Here is a 16,360-nt window from a genome sequence, read left to right on the forward strand (position 1 = left end):
AACATGGAACGTCGTCGCGGATCGATTATCGGCTCCGGCCGCCCCCGCGCGCACAGAACGACCCGATTCACCGCTCGGGCATCCTGCCCACCTGTACCATCGCCGCCCCCCGTCGACGTGACACGAAGTAGCCGCGCCCCGCCGGCATCGGCCGCGGCCGCACGTTCCCGACGAGTTCGCCCTCGTTCGGATCGCCCGACAGCACCACGCCCTGGGCACCCAACTCCTTCAAGCGCTGCATGAACCCCTCGTACATCGCGCGCGAGGCGCCCGCGGTGGTGCGCGCGACGACGAAGCGGATGCCCGTGTCGCGGGCGAACGGGAGGTACTCCGCCAGCGGTGCCAGGGGATTGCCCGCGCCGGTGGCGACCAGGTCGTAGTCATCGACCACGACGAAGACCCGCGGACCCGTCCACCAGCTGCGCTCGCGCAGCTGGTGCGCGGTGACGTCCGCCGGCGGTCTGCGCCGCTCGAACACGCCCGCCAGCGCCTCCATGTGGGTGCGCATCGAGTCGGCCATCGGCGCGTACTCCAGCAGATGGCTCTCCGGAAGGGACCCGAGCAGCGTGCGGCGGTAGTCCCCGACGACGAGTCGCGCCTCGTCGGGGGAGTAGCGCTCGGCGATCTGCTTGGCGATCAACCGCAGCAGGTTCGTCTTGCCGGACTCGCCCTCACCGAACACCAGCAGGAAGGGATCGCTCTCGAAGTCCACGAACACCGGCTCGAGACCGGTCTCGTCGATACCGATCGCGACGCCGTCCCGGGGGAACTCGAAACCCTTCGGCAGCCGGTCCGCCGGCAGGGTGCGCGGCAGGAGCCGTACCGGCGGCGCCGGGGGCCCCGCCCACGCGTTCTTCGCCGCGCGTACGAACGCCGCCGTGCCCTCGGACAGGTCCTCCACGGCGCTCGACCCGTCGACGCGCGGCAGCGCGCCCATGAAATGCAGCTTCTCCGGCACCTGGCCACGGCCCGGCACCCCCTGCGGGACGTTCGCCGCGACCCTCCGGTCGAACTCGGAGTCCATGACGTCGCCCAGCCGCAGTTCGAGGCGGCCCGGCATCTGGTCCTTCAGCGCGGCCCGTACCTCCATGTAGCGGGACGCGGTGAGCACCACATGGACGCCGTAGCCGAGACCGCGCGCCGCGATGTCGGCGACGACCGGCTCCAGCGCCTCGTAGTCGCCCTTGAACCCGCCCCAGCCGTCGACGACGAGGAAGACGTCGCCCCACGCCTCCTCCGGGCCGGGGAGCGTCCCACCGGAGGCCCCCGCGCCCGCGGCCCGCCTGCGCCGGTAGGCGGTCATGGAGTCGATGCCCTGCGCGCGGAAGAACTCCTCGCGCCGGTCGAGGACGCCCGCGACCTCCGCGACCGTGCGCCGCACCCGCTCCGGGTCCAGCCGGGAGGCGACCCCGCCGACATGCGGCAGGCCGGCCAGCGACGACATGCCTCCCCCGCCGAAGTCCAGCACGTAGAACTGGACCTCGTGCGGGGTGTGGGTGAGCGCGAACGACGAGATCAGCGTCCGCAGCAGCGTCGACTTGCCGGACTGCGGGCCGCCCACCACCAGCATGTGGCCCGCCGCGCCGGAGAAGTCGCGGTACAGCACCTCCCGGCGCTGCTCGAACGGCTTGTCGACGAGCCCCAGAGGCACGGTCAGCCCGCCCGGTCGGGTGTACTCCGTGGCGGTCAGACCCCGTTCCGCACTCGGCGCGATCCCCGGCAGCAGCTGGTCCAGCGCCGGCGCCCGGTCCAGCGGCGGCAGCCACACCTGGTGCGCGGGCACACCCTGCCCCTCGAGCCGTCGCACAATCACGTCGAGCACGGTGTCGGACAGCGGCTCGTCCCCGGTGTCCTCCTCGTGCCCGCCCACAGGCGCCGACGGATCGGCCGCCGCGTAGACCACCGGCACGCGAGCCGCGGTGAACACGGCCGGCCGGCGCTCCACGGGCACCTGCCCCGCGGCCGGCCGGGGCTCCCGCGCCCGGTACGCCCCCGAGACGTACGCGGCCTTGAAGCGGATCATCGCGTCCGTCCCGAAGGTGAGATAGCCGGAACCCGGCACGGACGGCAGGTGGTAGGCGTCCGGAACGCCGATCGCCGTCCGCGACTCGGCCGCTGAGAACGTCCGCAGACCGATCCGGTACGAGAGATAGGTGTCCAGCCCCCGCAGCCTGCCCTCCTCCAGGCGCTGCGAGGCCAGCAGCAGATGCACCCCGAGCGAGCGGCCGATCCGGCCGATCTGGATGAACATGTCGATGAAGTCGGGCTTGGCGGTGAGGAGTTCGGAGAACTCGTCGATGACGAGGACGAGCGAGGCGAGCGGCTCCAGGGGCGCCCCGGCCGCCCGGGCCTTCTCGTAGCCCTGGATGTTCGCGTAGTTGCCCGCCGAGCGCAGCAGCTCCTGGCGGCGCCGCAGCTCACCCCGGATCGCGTCGCCCATGCGGTCGACGAGGGTGAGGTCGTCGGCGAGGTTGGTGATCACGGCGGCGACGTGCGGCATGCGTGACATCCCGGCGAACGTGGCCCCGCCCTTGAAATCGGCGAGGACGAAGTTCAGCGTCTCCGAGGAGTGGGTGACCGCGAGCCCCAAAACCAGTGTGCGCAGCAGCTCCGACTTGCCGGAACCGGTCGCGCCCACACACAGACCGTGCGGCCCCATGCCCTCCTGCGCGGCCTCCTTGAGGTCGAGCATCACCGGCCGGCCGTCCTCGCCGACCCCGATCGGCACCCGCAGCCGCTCGGCTGCCGACCGCGGCCGCCACGTGCGGGCCGCGTCGACCGCGGCCGCGTCGCCCAGGTTCAGCAGATCCGTGAAGTCGAGATCCGCGAGCAGCGGTTCGTCGTCGTCCCCGCCGCCCATCCGCAGCGGGGCCAGCTGTCGGGCCAGCGCCTCGGCCGCCTGCGGCGAGATCCCGTCCGGCTCCCCCTCGTACGCGACCCCGCCGCCCGAATCCAGGCGCAGCCGCCCGGGCCGCACGACCACCGAGAGGCCGCGGACCGGCTCGGCGGGGCCGCCCGGCACGACCTCGACGATCGTCACGCCACGCAGACCCTCCGGCGCCGCGCACAGCGAGTCCGGCGGCACCAGCCCCCCGTCCACGACCACGACGACATGCGGCTGGTCGAGCACCGGCGGACTGTCGCGGCTGAACCGGGGCCGTCCGTCGAGCCGTCCGCGCAGCAGCTCCTCGAGCTCCCCGAGGTCGTCGCCGAACAGCCGCCTCGTACCCGCCCCGTCGACCTCCCCGGCCACCTGCGTGTGCGGCAGCCACTTCGTCCAGTCCCAGCGCCGCTGCGCGCCCCCCGCCGCCACCACCGCGACCACCAGATCGTCGGGGGAGTGCAGGGTGACCAGCTGGCAGACCAGCGCCCGTGCCGCCGCCCGCGCCGACTCCGGCTCGCCGCAGACGGTGACGTGCGGGAAGGCGCGCATCGAGACGGCCATCGGCAGCCCGTCCAGCGACCCGTGCACCGCGAGGAACTGCTGCATCGCGCCCGCGCACAGCGGCTCCAGCTCGTCCACCGGCGCGGTGTCGGGCGCGATCAGCGGCGTGGACAGCCGCTGGGTGCCCAGACCGATCCGCACCTGCGCGAAGTCCGGGTCCCCGGCCCGCCGTTCCCACACCCGCGAGCCCTCGGCCACCACCGCCCACAACTGCTCGGGGCACGGATGCAGATAGAGCTGGGCGTCGCGCTGTGCCCGGGCCGTGCGGCGCACCGTTCGCCGCGTCCGCGCGAGATACGCGAGGTAGTCACGGCGCAGCTCGGTCATGCGCCCGTGCGTACCCCTGAGGAATCCGGCCAGTTGGGCGCCGGCCATCGCCACCGTCGAGACCAGCATCAGAACGCCCATGATCCGCATGAACGGATGCGTGCCCGGCATGAAGAAGAAGACCGCCGACGAACCCATCCCGAGCATGGGCAGAAGCTGCATCAGCAGGGACTCCCGCTGCCCCCTGGGCAGCTCCGGCGGAGGCGCCAGCACCAGTTCGCCGACGGGGACTTCGGGAGGAAGGGACCTCGGCGGGCGTTTGACGACGATCTGGCTCACCGGTACATCAATCCCTCGATACGGGCGGACGGCGGACGGGAAGTCTCCGCACCGGCGCCCCCGTTGGTGCCCCCGCTCGCGGATCCCCTCCCGCGACGGCGATCCTATGCCGCGGCGGTGACACAGCGTCCCGGTAGGGTTGCGCGGGCACGGTGCGCAACCGCGAATCAGGGGGTCCAGACACGTGAGTACGACCACAGGGACCGGCTTCTGCCGGGTCACGGTCGTGGCGCCCGACGGCCGCATCGACGTCGCCCTCCCGGAGGACCTCCCGGTCGCCGACATCCACCCCGAGATACTCCGCCTCACCGGCCGGACACAGCCCCCCGGCACCCCGACCGGCTACCACCTCGTCCGCCGCGACGGCTCGGTCCTCGACGGCGCCCGCACCCTCGCCGCCCAGCGGGTCCTCGACGGCGAACTGCTCTCGCTGCGCCCCTTCGCGCAGTCCCTCCCGCCCGCCGTCTTCGACGACGTGTCCGACGCCATCGCCTCCGCGGTCACCCGCGACCGGCGTCTGTGGAGCGACGACCTGCTGCGCGGTGCGGCCCCGGTCGGCGGCCTCCTCCTGCTCGTCCTGATGGCCTTCGCCCTCTGGTTCTCCGACCCGGTCCACCACGACACGCACGGCCTGCCGGGCGTCGTCGCGGGCGTGGCCGGTGTGCTGCTGACCGCCTTCGCCGGCGTACGGGCCCGGGTGTACGAGGACCGGCTCACCGCCGTCGCCCTCGGCCTCGGCGCGCTCCCGCTGCTGCTCCTCGCCGGCTCGGGGATCATCGGCCCGAACGCCGGGGCCGGACCGGGCCGCCTGCAGTTCCTCCTCGGCTGTGTGACCGTCCTCGTCGCCTCCGCCGTCCTGGCGGCCCTCACCCCCGGCGCGGACGCCCCCTTCGTCGCCGCCGGCCTCCTGTCCGTCGTCGGCACCCTCGCCGCCTTCGCGGCGATCCTCACCGGAGCGTCCTCCACCGGCGCCGCCGCGGTCTGCGCCCCCCTCGCCATCGGTCTGGTCGCTTTTCTGCCCGGCCTCTCCGCCCGCTTCGCCCGGCTCCCCGTCGGCTACGCCGCCCCGCGCGGCGCCACCGACGACCTCGACGATCCCCACGAGATGCCCCACGGCGGGCGGACCCCGGTCAGGATCGACGCCGAACACATCGCGACCCGGGCCCGCCGCGGCCACGACCTGTTGCTCGGCCTGGCCGGCGGCTGCGCCGCGATCGTCGTCGGTTCCGCCGCCGTCCTCGGCTTCAGCCACGACCCCTGGGCGCAGCTCCTGGCCCTGGCCACCGGTCTCGCGGCGCTGCTGCGCGCCCGGCTCTTCCGCTACACCTCACAGGTCGCCTGTCTCCTGGTCGCGGGCCTCGCCGCCCTCGCCCTGCTGGTCCTCGGCCTCTCCCTGAACCCGCCGCCCGGCCCGGTCCAGGACCTGCGCGTGTACGGGGACCGGGCAGGCCTGGACATCCGTACGATCTGGCTCACCGCCGCCGTCGCCGCCGGCGCCGCGCTGATCACCGCCATCGGCCTGATCATCCCGAAGAAGGGCCTCTCCCCCTTCTGGGGCCGACTCCTCGACCTCGCCGAAGGCGCCGTACTCCTCTCCCTCGTGCCGCTCTGCCTCGCCGTACTCGACGTCTTCGAGAAGGCCAGGTCCCTCACTGGCTGAGCGGGCGGACGAGCGGGCGGCGGCCCCGGTCAGGGGCCCGGCGACGGGCTGGTACGCTGGGTGACGGCCGTTTGTGTACGCGCTCCCGGAAGTGTCTGGGAGCAGCGCCCATCGCGCCTTCGCCTCCGAGTCACGGAAGCTCCCCTGAGACCCAGACCAGGGGCACTCGTGGGCGCATCGAACATCAAGAGGAGTACCGAGTGTCTCTCGACGCCGCTACGAAGAAGCAGATCATGGCCGAGTTCGGCACCAAGGAGGGCGACACCGGCTCCCCCGAGGTCCAGGTCGCGATGCTCTCCCGCCGCATCTCGGACCTGACCGAGCACCTCAAGCAGCACAAGCACGACCACCACTCCCGTCGTGGTCTGCTGATCCTGGTCGGCCAGCGTCGCCGCCTGCTGCAGTACCTGGCCAAGAAGGACATCCAGCGCTTCCGTGCGCTGGTCGACCGCCTCGGCATCCGCCGTGGTGCGGCCGGCGGTGCCAAGTAAGACGCCGTGAAGGGAGCGGTTCCCACTTTTAGGGGGCCGCTCCCTTTGCTGTACGTGCGGTATGGACCCACTGCTAAGTAGTCTGGTCGCACAACGCCATAACGAACGAGGAGAGCGCGGCCTCGCCGCCGCCGGTCCTCGGTAGTGGCCCCCGGAGCATGGCACCCCGGGTGCTTCGATCGAAGACCGGCCCGCACACCAGGCGCGCTTCTCCACCCCCGTCCCGCGCCACACGGGCGTATCCGGGACGAAAAGACGATACGCAGACAAGTAACGGAGAAATCGCTAGTGGAGAACGAGACCCACTACGCCGAGGCCGTCATTGACAACGGCACTTTCGGCACCCGCACCATCCGCTTCGAGACGGGCCGCCTGGCCAAGCAGGCCGCCGGCTCCGCCGTGGCGTACCTGGACGACGACACCATGGTGCTGTCGGCCACCACCGCTTCCAAGAAGCCCAAGGACCAGCTCGACTTCTTCCCCCTGACGGTGGACGTCGAGGAGCGGATGTACGCAGCCGGAAAGATTCCCGGCTCCTTCTTCCGTCGTGAGGGCCGGCCCTCCGAGGACGCCGTCCTCACCTGCCGCCTGATCGACCGCCCGCTGCGCCCCTCCTTCAAGAAGGGCCTGCGCAACGAGATCCAGATCGTCGAGACGATCATGGCGCTCAACCCCGACCACCTGTACGACGTGGTCGCGATCAACGCCGCCTCCTGCTCCACGCAGCTGGCCGGCCTGCCCTTCTCCGGCCCGATCGGCGGCACCCGTGTCGCGCTGATCAAGGGCCAGTGGGTCGCGTTCCCGACGCACACCGAGCTCGAGGACGCCGTCTTCGACATGGTCGTCGCCGGTCGCGTCCTCGAGGACGGCGACGTCGCGATCATGATGGTCGAGGCCGAGGCCACCGAGAAGACCATCCAGCTCGTCAAGGACGGCGCCGAGGCCCCCACCGAGGAGGTCGTCGCCGCCGGTCTCGAGGCCGCGAAGCCCTTCATCAAGGTGCTCTGCAAGGCCCAGTCGGAGCTCGCGGCCAAGGCCGCCAAGCCCACCGGCGACTTCCCGGTCTTCCTGGAGTACCAGGACGACGTCCTGGAGGCGCTCTCCGCCGCCGTGACGTCCGAGCTCTCGCAGGCGCTGACCATCGCCGGCAAGCAGGAGCGCGAGACCGAGCTGGACCGCGTCAAGGAGATCGCCGCCGAGAAGCTCCTCCCGGCCTTCGAGGGCCGCGAGAAGGAGATCTCCGCCGCGTACCGCGCGCTGACCAAGAAGCTCGTCCGCGAGCGGGTCATCAAGGACAAGGTCCGCATCGACGGCCGTGGCGTCACGGACATCCGTACGCTCGCCGCCGAGGTCGAGGCCATCCCGCGCGTGCACGGCTCGGCGCTGTTCGAGCGTGGCGAGACCCAGATCCTGGGCGTCACCACCCTCAACATGCTCCGCATGGAGCAGCAGCTGGACACCCTCTCCCCGGTGACCCGCAAGCGCTACATGCACAACTACAACTTCCCGCCGTACTCCGTCGGTGAGACCGGCCGCGTCGGTTCGCCGAAGCGCCGCGAGATCGGCCACGGCGCGCTCGCCGAGCGCGCCATCGTGCCGGTCCTGCCGACGCGCGAGGAGTTCCCCTACGCGATCCGTCAGGTGTCCGAGGCCCTCGGCTCCAACGGCTCGACGTCCATGGGTTCGGTCTGCGCCTCCACCATGTCGCTGCTGAACGCCGGTGTGCCGCTCAAGGCCCCCGTCGCCGGTATCGCCATGGGTCTGATCTCCGAGGAGATCGACGGCAAGACCCACTACGTCGCCCTCACCGACATCCTCGGTGCGGAGGACGCCTTCGGTGACATGGACTTCAAGGTCGCCGGTACGAAGACCTTCGTCACCGCGCTCCAGCTCGACACCAAGCTCGACGGCATCCCCGCCTCGGTCCTGGCCGCCGCGCTGAAGCAGGCCCGCGACGCCCGCCTCCACATCCTCGATGTGATGAACGAGGCCATCGACGTCCCGGACGAGATGTCCCCCAACGCCCCGCGGATCATCACCGTCAAGATCCCGGTGGACAAGATCGGTGAGGTCATCGGCCCCAAGGGCAAGATGATCAACCAGATCCAGGAGGACACCGGCGCCGACATCACGATCGAGGACGACGGCACCATCTACATCGGTGCCGCCCAGGGCTCGCAGGCCGAGGCCGCGCGCGCCACGATCAACGGCATCGCCAACCCGACCATGCCGGAGGTCGGCGAGCGCTACCTGGGTACGGTCGTCAAGACCACCACCTTCGGTGCCTTCGTCTCCCTGATGCCCGGCAAGGACGGCCTGCTGCACATCTCGCAGATCCGCAAGCTCGCCGGTGGCAAGCGCGTGGAGAACGTCGAGGACGTGCTCGCGGTCGGCTCCACGGTCCAGGTCGAGATCGCCGAGATCGACTCCCGCGGCAAGCTCTCCCTGATCCCCGTGATCGCGGACGAGGACGCCGCCGAGGGCGACAAGGACGACACCGACAAGTGACGTCCCGTAGTTCCGTGACGACGGCCCGCACCTCCTCGGAGGCGCGGGCCGTCGCCCGTACCCAAACGCTTCTCAAGGGCAAGGACGGCATCGGCACGGTCCGGCGCACGACCCTGCCCGGCGGCCTGCGGGTCGTCACCGAGACCCTGCCCTCCGTACGCTCCGCCACCTTCGGCATCTGGGCCCACGTCGGATCCCGCGACGAGACGCCCGCCCTCAACGGCGCGACGCACTACCTCGAGCACCTCCTCTTCAAGGGCACCAAGCGCAGAAGCGCCCTCGACATCTCCTCCGCCCTCGACGCGGTCGGCGGCGAGATGAACGCCTTCACGGCGAAGGAGTACACCTGCTACTACGCCCGTGTGCTCGACACCGATCTGCCCCTGGCGATCGACGTCGTCTGCGACATGCTCACGGGCTCCCTGATCCTCGAGGAGGACATCGACGCCGAGCGCGGCGTCATCCTCGAGGAGATCGCCATGACCGAGGACGACCCGGGCGACTGCGTGCACGACCTCTTCGCGCACACCATGCTCGGCGACACGCCCCTCGGCCGCCCGGTCCTCGGCACCGTCGACACGATCAACGCGCTGACCCGCAACCAGATCGCCCGCTTCTACAAGAAGCACTACGACCCCACGCACCTGGTCGTCGCCGCCGCGGGCAACGTCGACCACGCCACGGTCGTACGCCAGGTCCGCAGGGCCTTCGAGAAGGCCGGCGCCCTGACCCGCGCGGACGCCGTCCCGGTCACCCCCCGCGAGGGCCTGCGGTCCATCCGCACGGCCGGTCGCGTCGAGCACCTGGGCCGCAAGACCGAGCAGGCCCATGTGGTCCTCGGCATGCCGGGGCTGCCGCGGACCGACGAGCGCCGGTGGGCCATGGGCGTCCTGAACACGGCCCTCGGCGGCGGCATGTCCTCCCGCCTCTTCCAGGAGGTCCGGGAGAAGCGCGGCCTGGCCTACAGCGTCTACTCGTACACCTCCGGCTTCGCCGACTGCGGCCTCTTCGGCGTGTACGCCGGCTGCCGCCCGAACCAGGTCCACGACGTGCTCGCGATCTGCCGGGACGAACTGGGCAAGGTCGCCTCCGACGGGCTCACGGACGAGGAGATCGGCCGCGCGATCGGCCAGCTCTCCGGATCCACGGTCCTCGGCCTGGAGGACACCGGCGCCCTGATGAACCGCATCGGCAAGAGCGAGCTCTGCTGGGGCGAACAGATGTCCGTCGACGACATGCTGGCGCAGATATCGGCGGTCACCCCCGACGAGGTCCGCCAAGTCGCCCGCGACATCCTCGGGCAGCGCCCCTCGCTGTCGGTCATCGGCCCGCTCAAGGACAAGCAGGCCGCCCGCCTGCACGAATCCGTCTCCTGAAGTCTGAAGAGAGAGTCAGAGCAATGAGCAAGCTGCGCGTGGCGGTCCTCGGAGCCCGGGGCCGCATCGGCTCCGAAGCGGTACGAGCCGTGGAGGCCGCCGAGGACATGGAACTGGTCGCGGCGCTGTCCCGGGGCGACAAGCTGGAGACGCTCGCCGAGACGGGCGCCCAGGTCGCGGTCGAGCTGACCACACCCGCCTCGGTGATGGGCAACCTCGACTTCTGCGTGCGCCACGGCATCCACGCGGTCGTCGGCACCACCGGCTGGACCGAGGACCGCCTCGCGCAGCTCGGCAGCTGGCTCGACGCGTCGCCCGGGACCGGCGTGCTCATCGCGCCGAACTTCTCCATCGGCGCCGTCCTCACCATGAAGTTCGCGGCCCAGGCCGCCCGCTACTTCGAATCGGTCGAGGTCGTCGAGCTGCACCACCCGAACAAGGTCGACGCCCCCTCCGGGACGGCCACCCGCACCGCTCAGCTCATCGCCGAGGCCCGGTCGAAGGCAGGCTGCGCCCCGCAGCCCGACGCCACGGCCACCGCCCTCGACGGCGCCCGCGGCGCGAACGTCGACGGAGTCCCGGTGCACGCGGTCCGTCTGCGCGGCCTGCTCGCCCACCAGGAGGTACTGCTCGGCGGTGAGGGGGAGACCCTGACGATCCGTCATGACTCCCTGCACCACAGCAGCTTCATGCCGGGCATCCTGCTCGGCGCCCGCCGCGTGGTCACCACCCCGGGTCTGACCTTCGGCCTGGAAAACTTCCTGGATCTCCACTGATGCGTGCCAAGATCACGTACTTCGTCACGGCAGCCGCCCTGGTCGTCTTCTTCGTCCTGGTCGGCGGCCGTGCCGTCGCGCTGATCCGGCTGGGCACCGCGCTCGGCATCGGGATGGGCGCCGCCGCTCTGGTGATCCCGGCGATCGGCGTCTGGTTCCTCTGGGCGAACACCCGGTTCGTCACCAGGGCCAACAAGCTCGCCGCCGCGCTGGAGGCCGAAGGCGGCCTGCCCGTCGACGAGTTGGTCCGCACCCCCGCCGGCCGCATCGACCGCGACTCGGCCGACGAGGTGTTCGCCCGGCGGAAGGCCGAGACCGAGGACTCACCGGACGACTGGCGCTGCTGGTTCCGCCTCGCGATCGCCTACCAGGACGCCCGCGACACCCCGCGCGCCCGCAAGGCGATGCAGCGCGCCATCGCGCTCCACGAGGCCCGGCCGCTCAGCGCACAGCGCCCCTGACGCCGCTCAGACGGCGGAGGGGGCGACGGGCGCGTACTCGGCGCTCCACGCCTCGACCGCGTCGGCCGCGCGGTCGAACGCCTCGGGCCTCGACAGGAAGTCCGCGTTGTGGTCGGTGAGCAGCGCGAGCTGCTCACCACCCTGCCGTACGACGACGAGCGCCTGCCCCTGCACCGTGCGGGGCAGCCCCAGCCAGCGCACCGGCTGCTGCACGGTCCGCACGGCCGGCGCCCTGCCCCACGGCACGGTCGTGGTCGAGAGGAATCCGACCCGGCGCACCCCGTGCGCGCTCACCCAGGTCCCCATGCGAAGCATCCGCAGGGCCCCGATGATCAGCACGGCCGCCACGCCGAAGCAGGCGCCTGCCGCCGGCAGAGCTCCCGCGGCGGCGATGATGACCGTCGCGAGGAGCACGAACGAGGCGAGCAGGAGGACGAGCGCCGCCGCGCCGACGCGCCACGGGCCCGGCCGGTAGGGCCGGCGCCAGTGGTCGTGGTCGTCGAACGGCAGGGCGACGTCATCGTTCGCGTCAAAAGCGCGGTCGGCCGTCAGAAAGGGCAGGGGCACGACTGATCCTCACTCACAAGCACGCTCGATTGCACTGTGCCCGGTGAGGCTACCCAGCGGCCCCTCACCCGGCTACCCAGGGGGTCCGTCCGAGTCACCGGCCCTCGGCGGCCTCGGACTGCTGGTGACGGGTGGCGGACTGACCGGTCTCCAGGGCCGGAAGCCCGAAGAGCAGCGATCCGACCAGACCGGCCACGACGGTCAGCCCGATCAGCGTACGACCCATGAGCTGCGATGCCCCGAGGCGCTCTCTCGGCGGCGGAGTGACGTTACTGCGGAAGCGGTCCGCCTCGGCGACGAATGCGAACGGGACGGCTTCTCGCCGGCTGAACATGAGGGGGAATCTCCTTGATCCTCGTGATGTGACGCTGCTACCGGTAGAGACGTGCGTACCCACGATTCGGTGCCCTATTTCGCCGAATTGGCCGAAGAACGTCTCGGTGGCTCACTCGGCACGGCCCTGTCGGTGGCTCCCCGTAGAGTGGGCGGCGCCCGAGCGACGCAATTGGAAGGACCCCGCCGGTGAGCGACACCCCCGCCGAAGACCTCAAGCCCAGCTTCCGCAGCGACGTGACCGTCGAGCTGGTGAAGCACAGCGCCGCCGACTCCGACGTCCTGTGGGCCGCCCGCGTCTCCACCGCCGGCGAGCAGTCGCTGGAGGAGCTCCAGAAGGACCCGGAGCGCTCCAAGGGGCTCATCAACTTCCTGATGCGGGACCGGCACGGCAGCCCCTTCGAGCACAACTCGATGACCTTCTTCATCAGCGCCCCGATCTTCGTCTTCCGCGAGTTCATGCGGCACCGGGTGGGCTGGTCGTACAACGAGGAGTCCGGCCGCTACAGGGAGCTGGAGCCCGTCTTCTACGTCCCCGACGCCTCCCGCAAGCTGGTCCAGGAGGGCCGCCCCGGGAAGTACGTCTTCGTCGAGGGCACCGAGGCGCAGCAGGAGCTGGTCGGCCGTGCCATGGAGGACTCCTACCGGCAGGCGTACGACACCTACCAGGAGATGCTGGCGGCGGGCGTCGCCCGCGAGGTGGCCCGGGCCGTCCTGCCGGTCGGTCTCTTCTCCTCGATGTACGCCACCTGCAACGCCCGCTCGCTGATGCACTTCCTCGGACTGCGCACCCAGCACGAGCTCGCGAAGGTCCCGTCCTTCCCACAACGTGAGATCGAGATGGTCGGCGAGAAGATGGAGGAGCACTGGGCGCGGCTCATGCCGCTCACCCACGCGGCCTTCAACAAGAACGGTCGTATGGCCCCGTAGCGCACAGATGTACGGAGGAGCGGAGCGAAGTGTCCGTATTGCGGCGTTTCGAGAAGTTCATCTAGGCTGATCAAACGGACCCGGCACTGCTTGAACCCCCGAGCAGGCAGTGCCGGGATCCCCTTCTCGACATCCCCCCGAGGGGGCACCGGGCCCTGAGCAGCGAGTAGCGTGTTACCCATGGCTCCGATCTCCACTCCGCAGACCCCCTTCGGGCGGGTCCTCACCGCCATGGTCACGCCCTTCACGGCGGACGGCGCACTCGACCTCGACGGTGCCCAGCGACTGGCCGCCCATCTGGTGGACGCAGGCAACGACGGCCTGATCATCAACGGCACCACCGGCGAGTCCCCGACCACCAGCGACGCGGAGAAAGACCAGCTCGTACGAGCGGTCCTGGAGGCAGTCGGCGACCGGGCGCACGTCGTCGCCGGCATCGGCACCAACGACACCCACCACTCCATCGAGCTGGCCCGCACCGCGGAGCGCTCCGGCGCGCACGGCCTGCTCGCCGTCACGCCGTACTACAACAAGCCCCCGCAGGAGGGCCTGTTCCGGCACTTCTCGGCCATCGCCGACGCCACCGCGCTCCCGGTGATGCTCTACGACATCCCCGGCCGCAGCGGCGTCCCGATCGACACCGAAACCCTGGTGCGCCTCGCCGACCACCCGCGTATCGTCGCCAACAAGGACGCCAAGGGTGACCTCGGCCGCGCCAGCTGGGCCATCGCCCGCAGCGGTCTCGCCTGGTACTCCGGCGACGACATGCTCAACCTGCCGCTGCTCTCCGTCGGCGCCTGCGGCTTCGTCTCCGTCGTCGGCCATGTCGTCACCCCGGAGCTGCGGGCCCTGCTCGACGCCCACCTCACCGGTGACGTCCAGAAGGCGACCGAGATCCACCAGCGACTGCTCCCGGTCTTCACGGGCATGTTCCGCACCCAGGGCGTCATGACCACCAAGGCCGCCCTCGCCCTCCAGGGCCTCCCGGGCGGCCCCCTGCGCCTCCCGATGGTCGAGCTTTCGCCCGAAGAAACCGCCCAGCTCAAGCTCGATCTCGCCGCAGGCGGGGTACAGCTCTAGCCACAGACTTCACAACTGAAAATCCGATCTGAAGACGAGATCGACAACAGACAACAGCAAGTGCACGAATGTCATGCGCGCCACGTGCCCAGGCGGTACGTGGCGCGTGTGGTGAGGAGAGTCTTTTGAGTCATCCGCATCCTGAACTCGGCGCCCCGCCGAAGCTGCCCAAGGGAGGCCTTCGCGTCACCCCGCTCGGCGGGCTCGGTGAGATCGGCCGGAACATGACGGTCTTCGAATACGACGGCCGTCTACTCATCGTCGACTGCGGCGTCCTCTTCCCCGAGGAGGAGCAGCCGGGCATCGACCTGATCCTGCCGGACTTCACCACCATCCGGGACCGCCTCGACGACATCGACGGCATCGTGCTCACGCACGGCCACGAGGACCACATCGGTGGCGTCCCGTTCCTGCTCCGGCTGAAGCCGGACATCCCCCTGATCGGCTCCAAGCTGACGCTCGCCCTCATCGAGGCCAAGCTGCAGGAGCACCGGATCCGCCCCTACACCCTCGAGGTGGCCGAGGGGCACCGCGAGAACCTGGGCCCGTTCGACTGCGAGTTCATCGCCGTCAACCACTCCATCCCGGACGCCCTGGCCGTCGCCATCCGCACCCCCGCGGGCATGGCCGTCCACACCGGCGACTTCAAGATGGACCAGCTCCCGCTGGACGGCCGTCTCACCGACCTGCACGCCTTCGCGCGGCTCAGCGAGGAGGGCATCGACCTCCTGCTGTCCGACTCGACGAACGCCGAGGTCCCGGGCTTCGTCCCGCCGGAGAAGGACATCTCCAACGTCCTGCGCACGGTCTTCGCGAACGCCCAGAAGCGGATCATCGTGGCCAGCTTCGCGAGCCACGTCCACCGCATCCAGCAGATCCTCGACGCCGCCCACGAGTACGGCCGCCGGGTCGCCTTCGTGGGCCGCTCGATGGTCCGCAACATGGGCATCGCCCGGGACCTGGGCTACCTGCGCGTCCCGGCCGGCCTGGTCGTCGACGTCAAGACCCTCGACGACCTGCCGGACCACGAGGTCGTCCTGGTCTGTACGGGTTCCCAGGGCGAACCCATGGCGGCCCTGTCGCGCATGGCCAACCGCGACCACCAGATCCGTATCGTCCAGGGCGACACGGTGATCCTGGCGTCGTCGCTCATCCCGGGCAACGAGAACGCGGTCTACCGCGTGATCAACGGTCTGTCCCGCTGGGGCGCCAACGTCGTCCACAAGGGCAACGCGAAGGTGCACGTCTCCGGCCACGCCTCGGCCGGCGAGCTCCTGTACTTCTACAACATCTGCCGGCCGAAGAACCTGATGCCGGTCCACGGCGAATGGCGCCACCTGCGCGCCAACGCCGAGCTCGGCGCGCTGACGGGTGTCCCCAAGGACCACATCGTCATCGCCGAGGACGGCGTCGTCGTCGACCTGGTCGACGGCAAGGCCAGGATCGTCGGCAAGGTCCAGGCGGGCTATGTGTACGTCGACGGCCTCTCGGTCGGCGATGTCACCGAGGTCCATCTCAAGGACCGGCGCATCCTCGGGGACGAGGGCATCATCTCGGTCTTCGTCGTGGTCGACTCCACCACCGGCAAGATCGTCGGCGGCCCGAACATCCACGCCCGCGGCTCCGGCATCGAGGACTCGGCGTTCAACGCGGTCGTTCCGAAGGTCGAGGAGGCCCTGAACAAGTCGGCCCAGGACGGCGTCGTGGAGCCCCACCAGCTCCAGCAGCTGATCCGCCGCAGCGTCGGCAAGTGGGTCTCGGACACCTACCGCAGGCGCCCGATGATCCTCCCGGTCGTGGTCGAGGTCTGACCTCGACCAGCTCGTTCGTGGAGCGGGGCCCCTCGATTTGCATCGGGGCGCCCCGCTCCAGTACGTTTACGGCTCCACCTCAACGGGAAGCCCGCACAGCCATGTGCGCGATAGGGCCACCCGGGAGGGGATGGAAATTCCGACTGAGAATCTCTGATAAAGTCGGAGCCGCCGGAAAGGGAATCGCGAAAGCGAGGAACTGGAAAGCAAATCGAACCCCACTCCGACGGGGAATCGGACACGAAAGAGTCTGATAGAGTCGGAAACACGAAAGACCGAAGGGAAAGCCCGGAGGAAAGCCCGAGAGGGTGAGTAC

12 protein-coding genes are annotated in these 16,360 nt (G+C 70.5%); 9 read left to right on the plus strand and 3 right to left on the minus strand.

Translation table 11 applies throughout. The features are described 5' to 3' along the window. Window positions 1-67 precede the first annotated feature (67 nt). A complete protein-coding gene (gene eccCa / locus ACZ7J0_RS33030) occupies window positions 68-4,051 on the minus strand; it encodes a type VII secretion protein EccCa (protein ID WP_470893644.1) in 3,984 nt (1,327 codons plus the stop codon). 184 nt (window positions 4,052-4,235) lie between these two features. On the opposite strand from eccCa, the gene eccD reads away from it, so the two are divergent. From eccD to ACZ7J0_RS33060, 6 genes are all read left to right on the plus strand, one after another. After that, window positions 4,236-5,711, plus strand: a complete 1,476-nt coding sequence (gene eccD / locus ACZ7J0_RS33035) for a type VII secretion integral membrane protein EccD (protein ID WP_470893645.1) — start codon at window positions 4,236-4,238, stop codon at window positions 5,709-5,711. A gap of 200 nt (window positions 5,712-5,911) precedes the next feature. Next, window positions 5,912-6,202, plus strand: a complete 291-nt coding sequence (gene rpsO / locus ACZ7J0_RS33040; protein ID WP_158991116.1) for a 30S ribosomal protein S15 — start codon at window positions 5,912-5,914, stop codon at window positions 6,200-6,202. 288 nt (window positions 6,203-6,490) lie between these two features. Further along, entirely contained in the window at window positions 6,491-8,710 is a 2,220-nt protein-coding gene (locus ACZ7J0_RS33045; RefSeq protein ID WP_469119567.1) for a polyribonucleotide nucleotidyltransferase, read from the plus strand. Continuing rightward, window positions 8,707-10,086 carry a M16 family metallopeptidase gene (locus ACZ7J0_RS33050; RefSeq protein WP_470893647.1) on the plus strand — a complete coding sequence of 460 codons (1,380 nt, stop codon included), beginning with the start codon at window positions 8,707-8,709 and terminating at the stop codon, window positions 10,084-10,086. Before ACZ7J0_RS33045 ends, ACZ7J0_RS33050 begins: the two co-directional genes overlap by 4 nt. Window positions 10,087-10,109: 23 nt before the next feature. After that, window positions 10,110-10,862, plus strand: coding sequence for a 4-hydroxy-tetrahydrodipicolinate reductase (dapB, locus tag ACZ7J0_RS33055; RefSeq protein ID WP_470893649.1), 753 nt, complete (start codon window positions 10,110-10,112; stop codon window positions 10,860-10,862). After that, window positions 10,862-11,323, plus strand: a complete 462-nt coding sequence (locus ACZ7J0_RS33060; RefSeq protein WP_470893651.1) for a hypothetical protein — start codon at window positions 10,862-10,864, stop codon at window positions 11,321-11,323. The genes dapB and ACZ7J0_RS33060 overlap by 1 nt, the downstream gene beginning before the upstream one ends. 6 nt (window positions 11,324-11,329) lie before the next feature. Here ACZ7J0_RS33060 and ACZ7J0_RS33065 read toward each other — a convergent pair whose 3' ends face one another. Together ACZ7J0_RS33065 and ACZ7J0_RS33070 are read right to left on the minus strand one after the other, a co-directional pair. Then, complete coding sequence (locus tag ACZ7J0_RS33065) at window positions 11,330-11,890, minus strand: hypothetical protein (RefSeq protein ID WP_470893652.1); 561 nt, start codon at window positions 11,888-11,890, stop codon at window positions 11,330-11,332. Window positions 11,891-11,984: 94 nt separating this feature from the next. Then, window positions 11,985-12,224, minus strand: coding sequence for a hypothetical protein (locus tag ACZ7J0_RS33070; RefSeq protein WP_469119571.1), 240 nt, complete (start codon window positions 12,222-12,224; stop codon window positions 11,985-11,987). Between the two features lie 188 nt (window positions 12,225-12,412). Here ACZ7J0_RS33070 and thyX point away from each other — a divergent pair, with 188 nt between their 5' ends. The 3 genes from thyX (at window position 12,413) to ACZ7J0_RS33085 (ending at window position 16,044) form a co-directional block, all read left to right on the plus strand. After that, a complete protein-coding gene (thyX, locus tag ACZ7J0_RS33075) occupies window positions 12,413-13,153 on the plus strand; it encodes an FAD-dependent thymidylate synthase (protein WP_470893654.1) in 741 nt (246 codons plus the stop codon). Between the two features lie 180 nt (window positions 13,154-13,333). After that, the gene (dapA, locus tag ACZ7J0_RS33080) at window positions 13,334-14,233 is read left to right on the plus strand and encodes a 4-hydroxy-tetrahydrodipicolinate synthase (RefSeq protein WP_470893656.1); all 900 of its coding nucleotides are present in this window, start codon (window positions 13,334-13,336) and stop codon (window positions 14,231-14,233) included. A gap of 125 nt (window positions 14,234-14,358) precedes the next feature. Next, window positions 14,359-16,044, plus strand: a complete 1,686-nt coding sequence (locus ACZ7J0_RS33085) for a ribonuclease J (protein WP_470893658.1) — start codon at window positions 14,359-14,361, stop codon at window positions 16,042-16,044. Window positions 16,045-16,360 lie beyond the last annotated feature (316 nt).

It is taken from the genome of Streptomyces sp. NPDC038280 (genome assembly GCF_055600045.1).

Bases quoted from the DNA above. Each gene is read 5' to 3' on its own strand.
- dapB (WP_470893649.1), top strand. From the start codon at position 10,110: ATGAGCAAGCTGCGCGTGGCGGTCCTCGGAGCCCGGGGCCGCATCGGC.
- ACZ7J0_RS33060 (WP_470893651.1), top strand. From the start codon at position 10,862: ATGCGTGCCAAGATCACGTACTTCGTCACGGCAGCCGCCCTGGTCGTC.
- ACZ7J0_RS33070 (WP_469119571.1), bottom strand. From the start codon at position 12,224: ATGTTCAGCCGGCGAGAAGCCGTCCCGTTCGCATTCGTCGCCGAGGCG.
- dapA (WP_470893656.1), top strand. From the start codon at position 13,334: ATGGCTCCGATCTCCACTCCGCAGACCCCCTTCGGGCGGGTCCTCACC.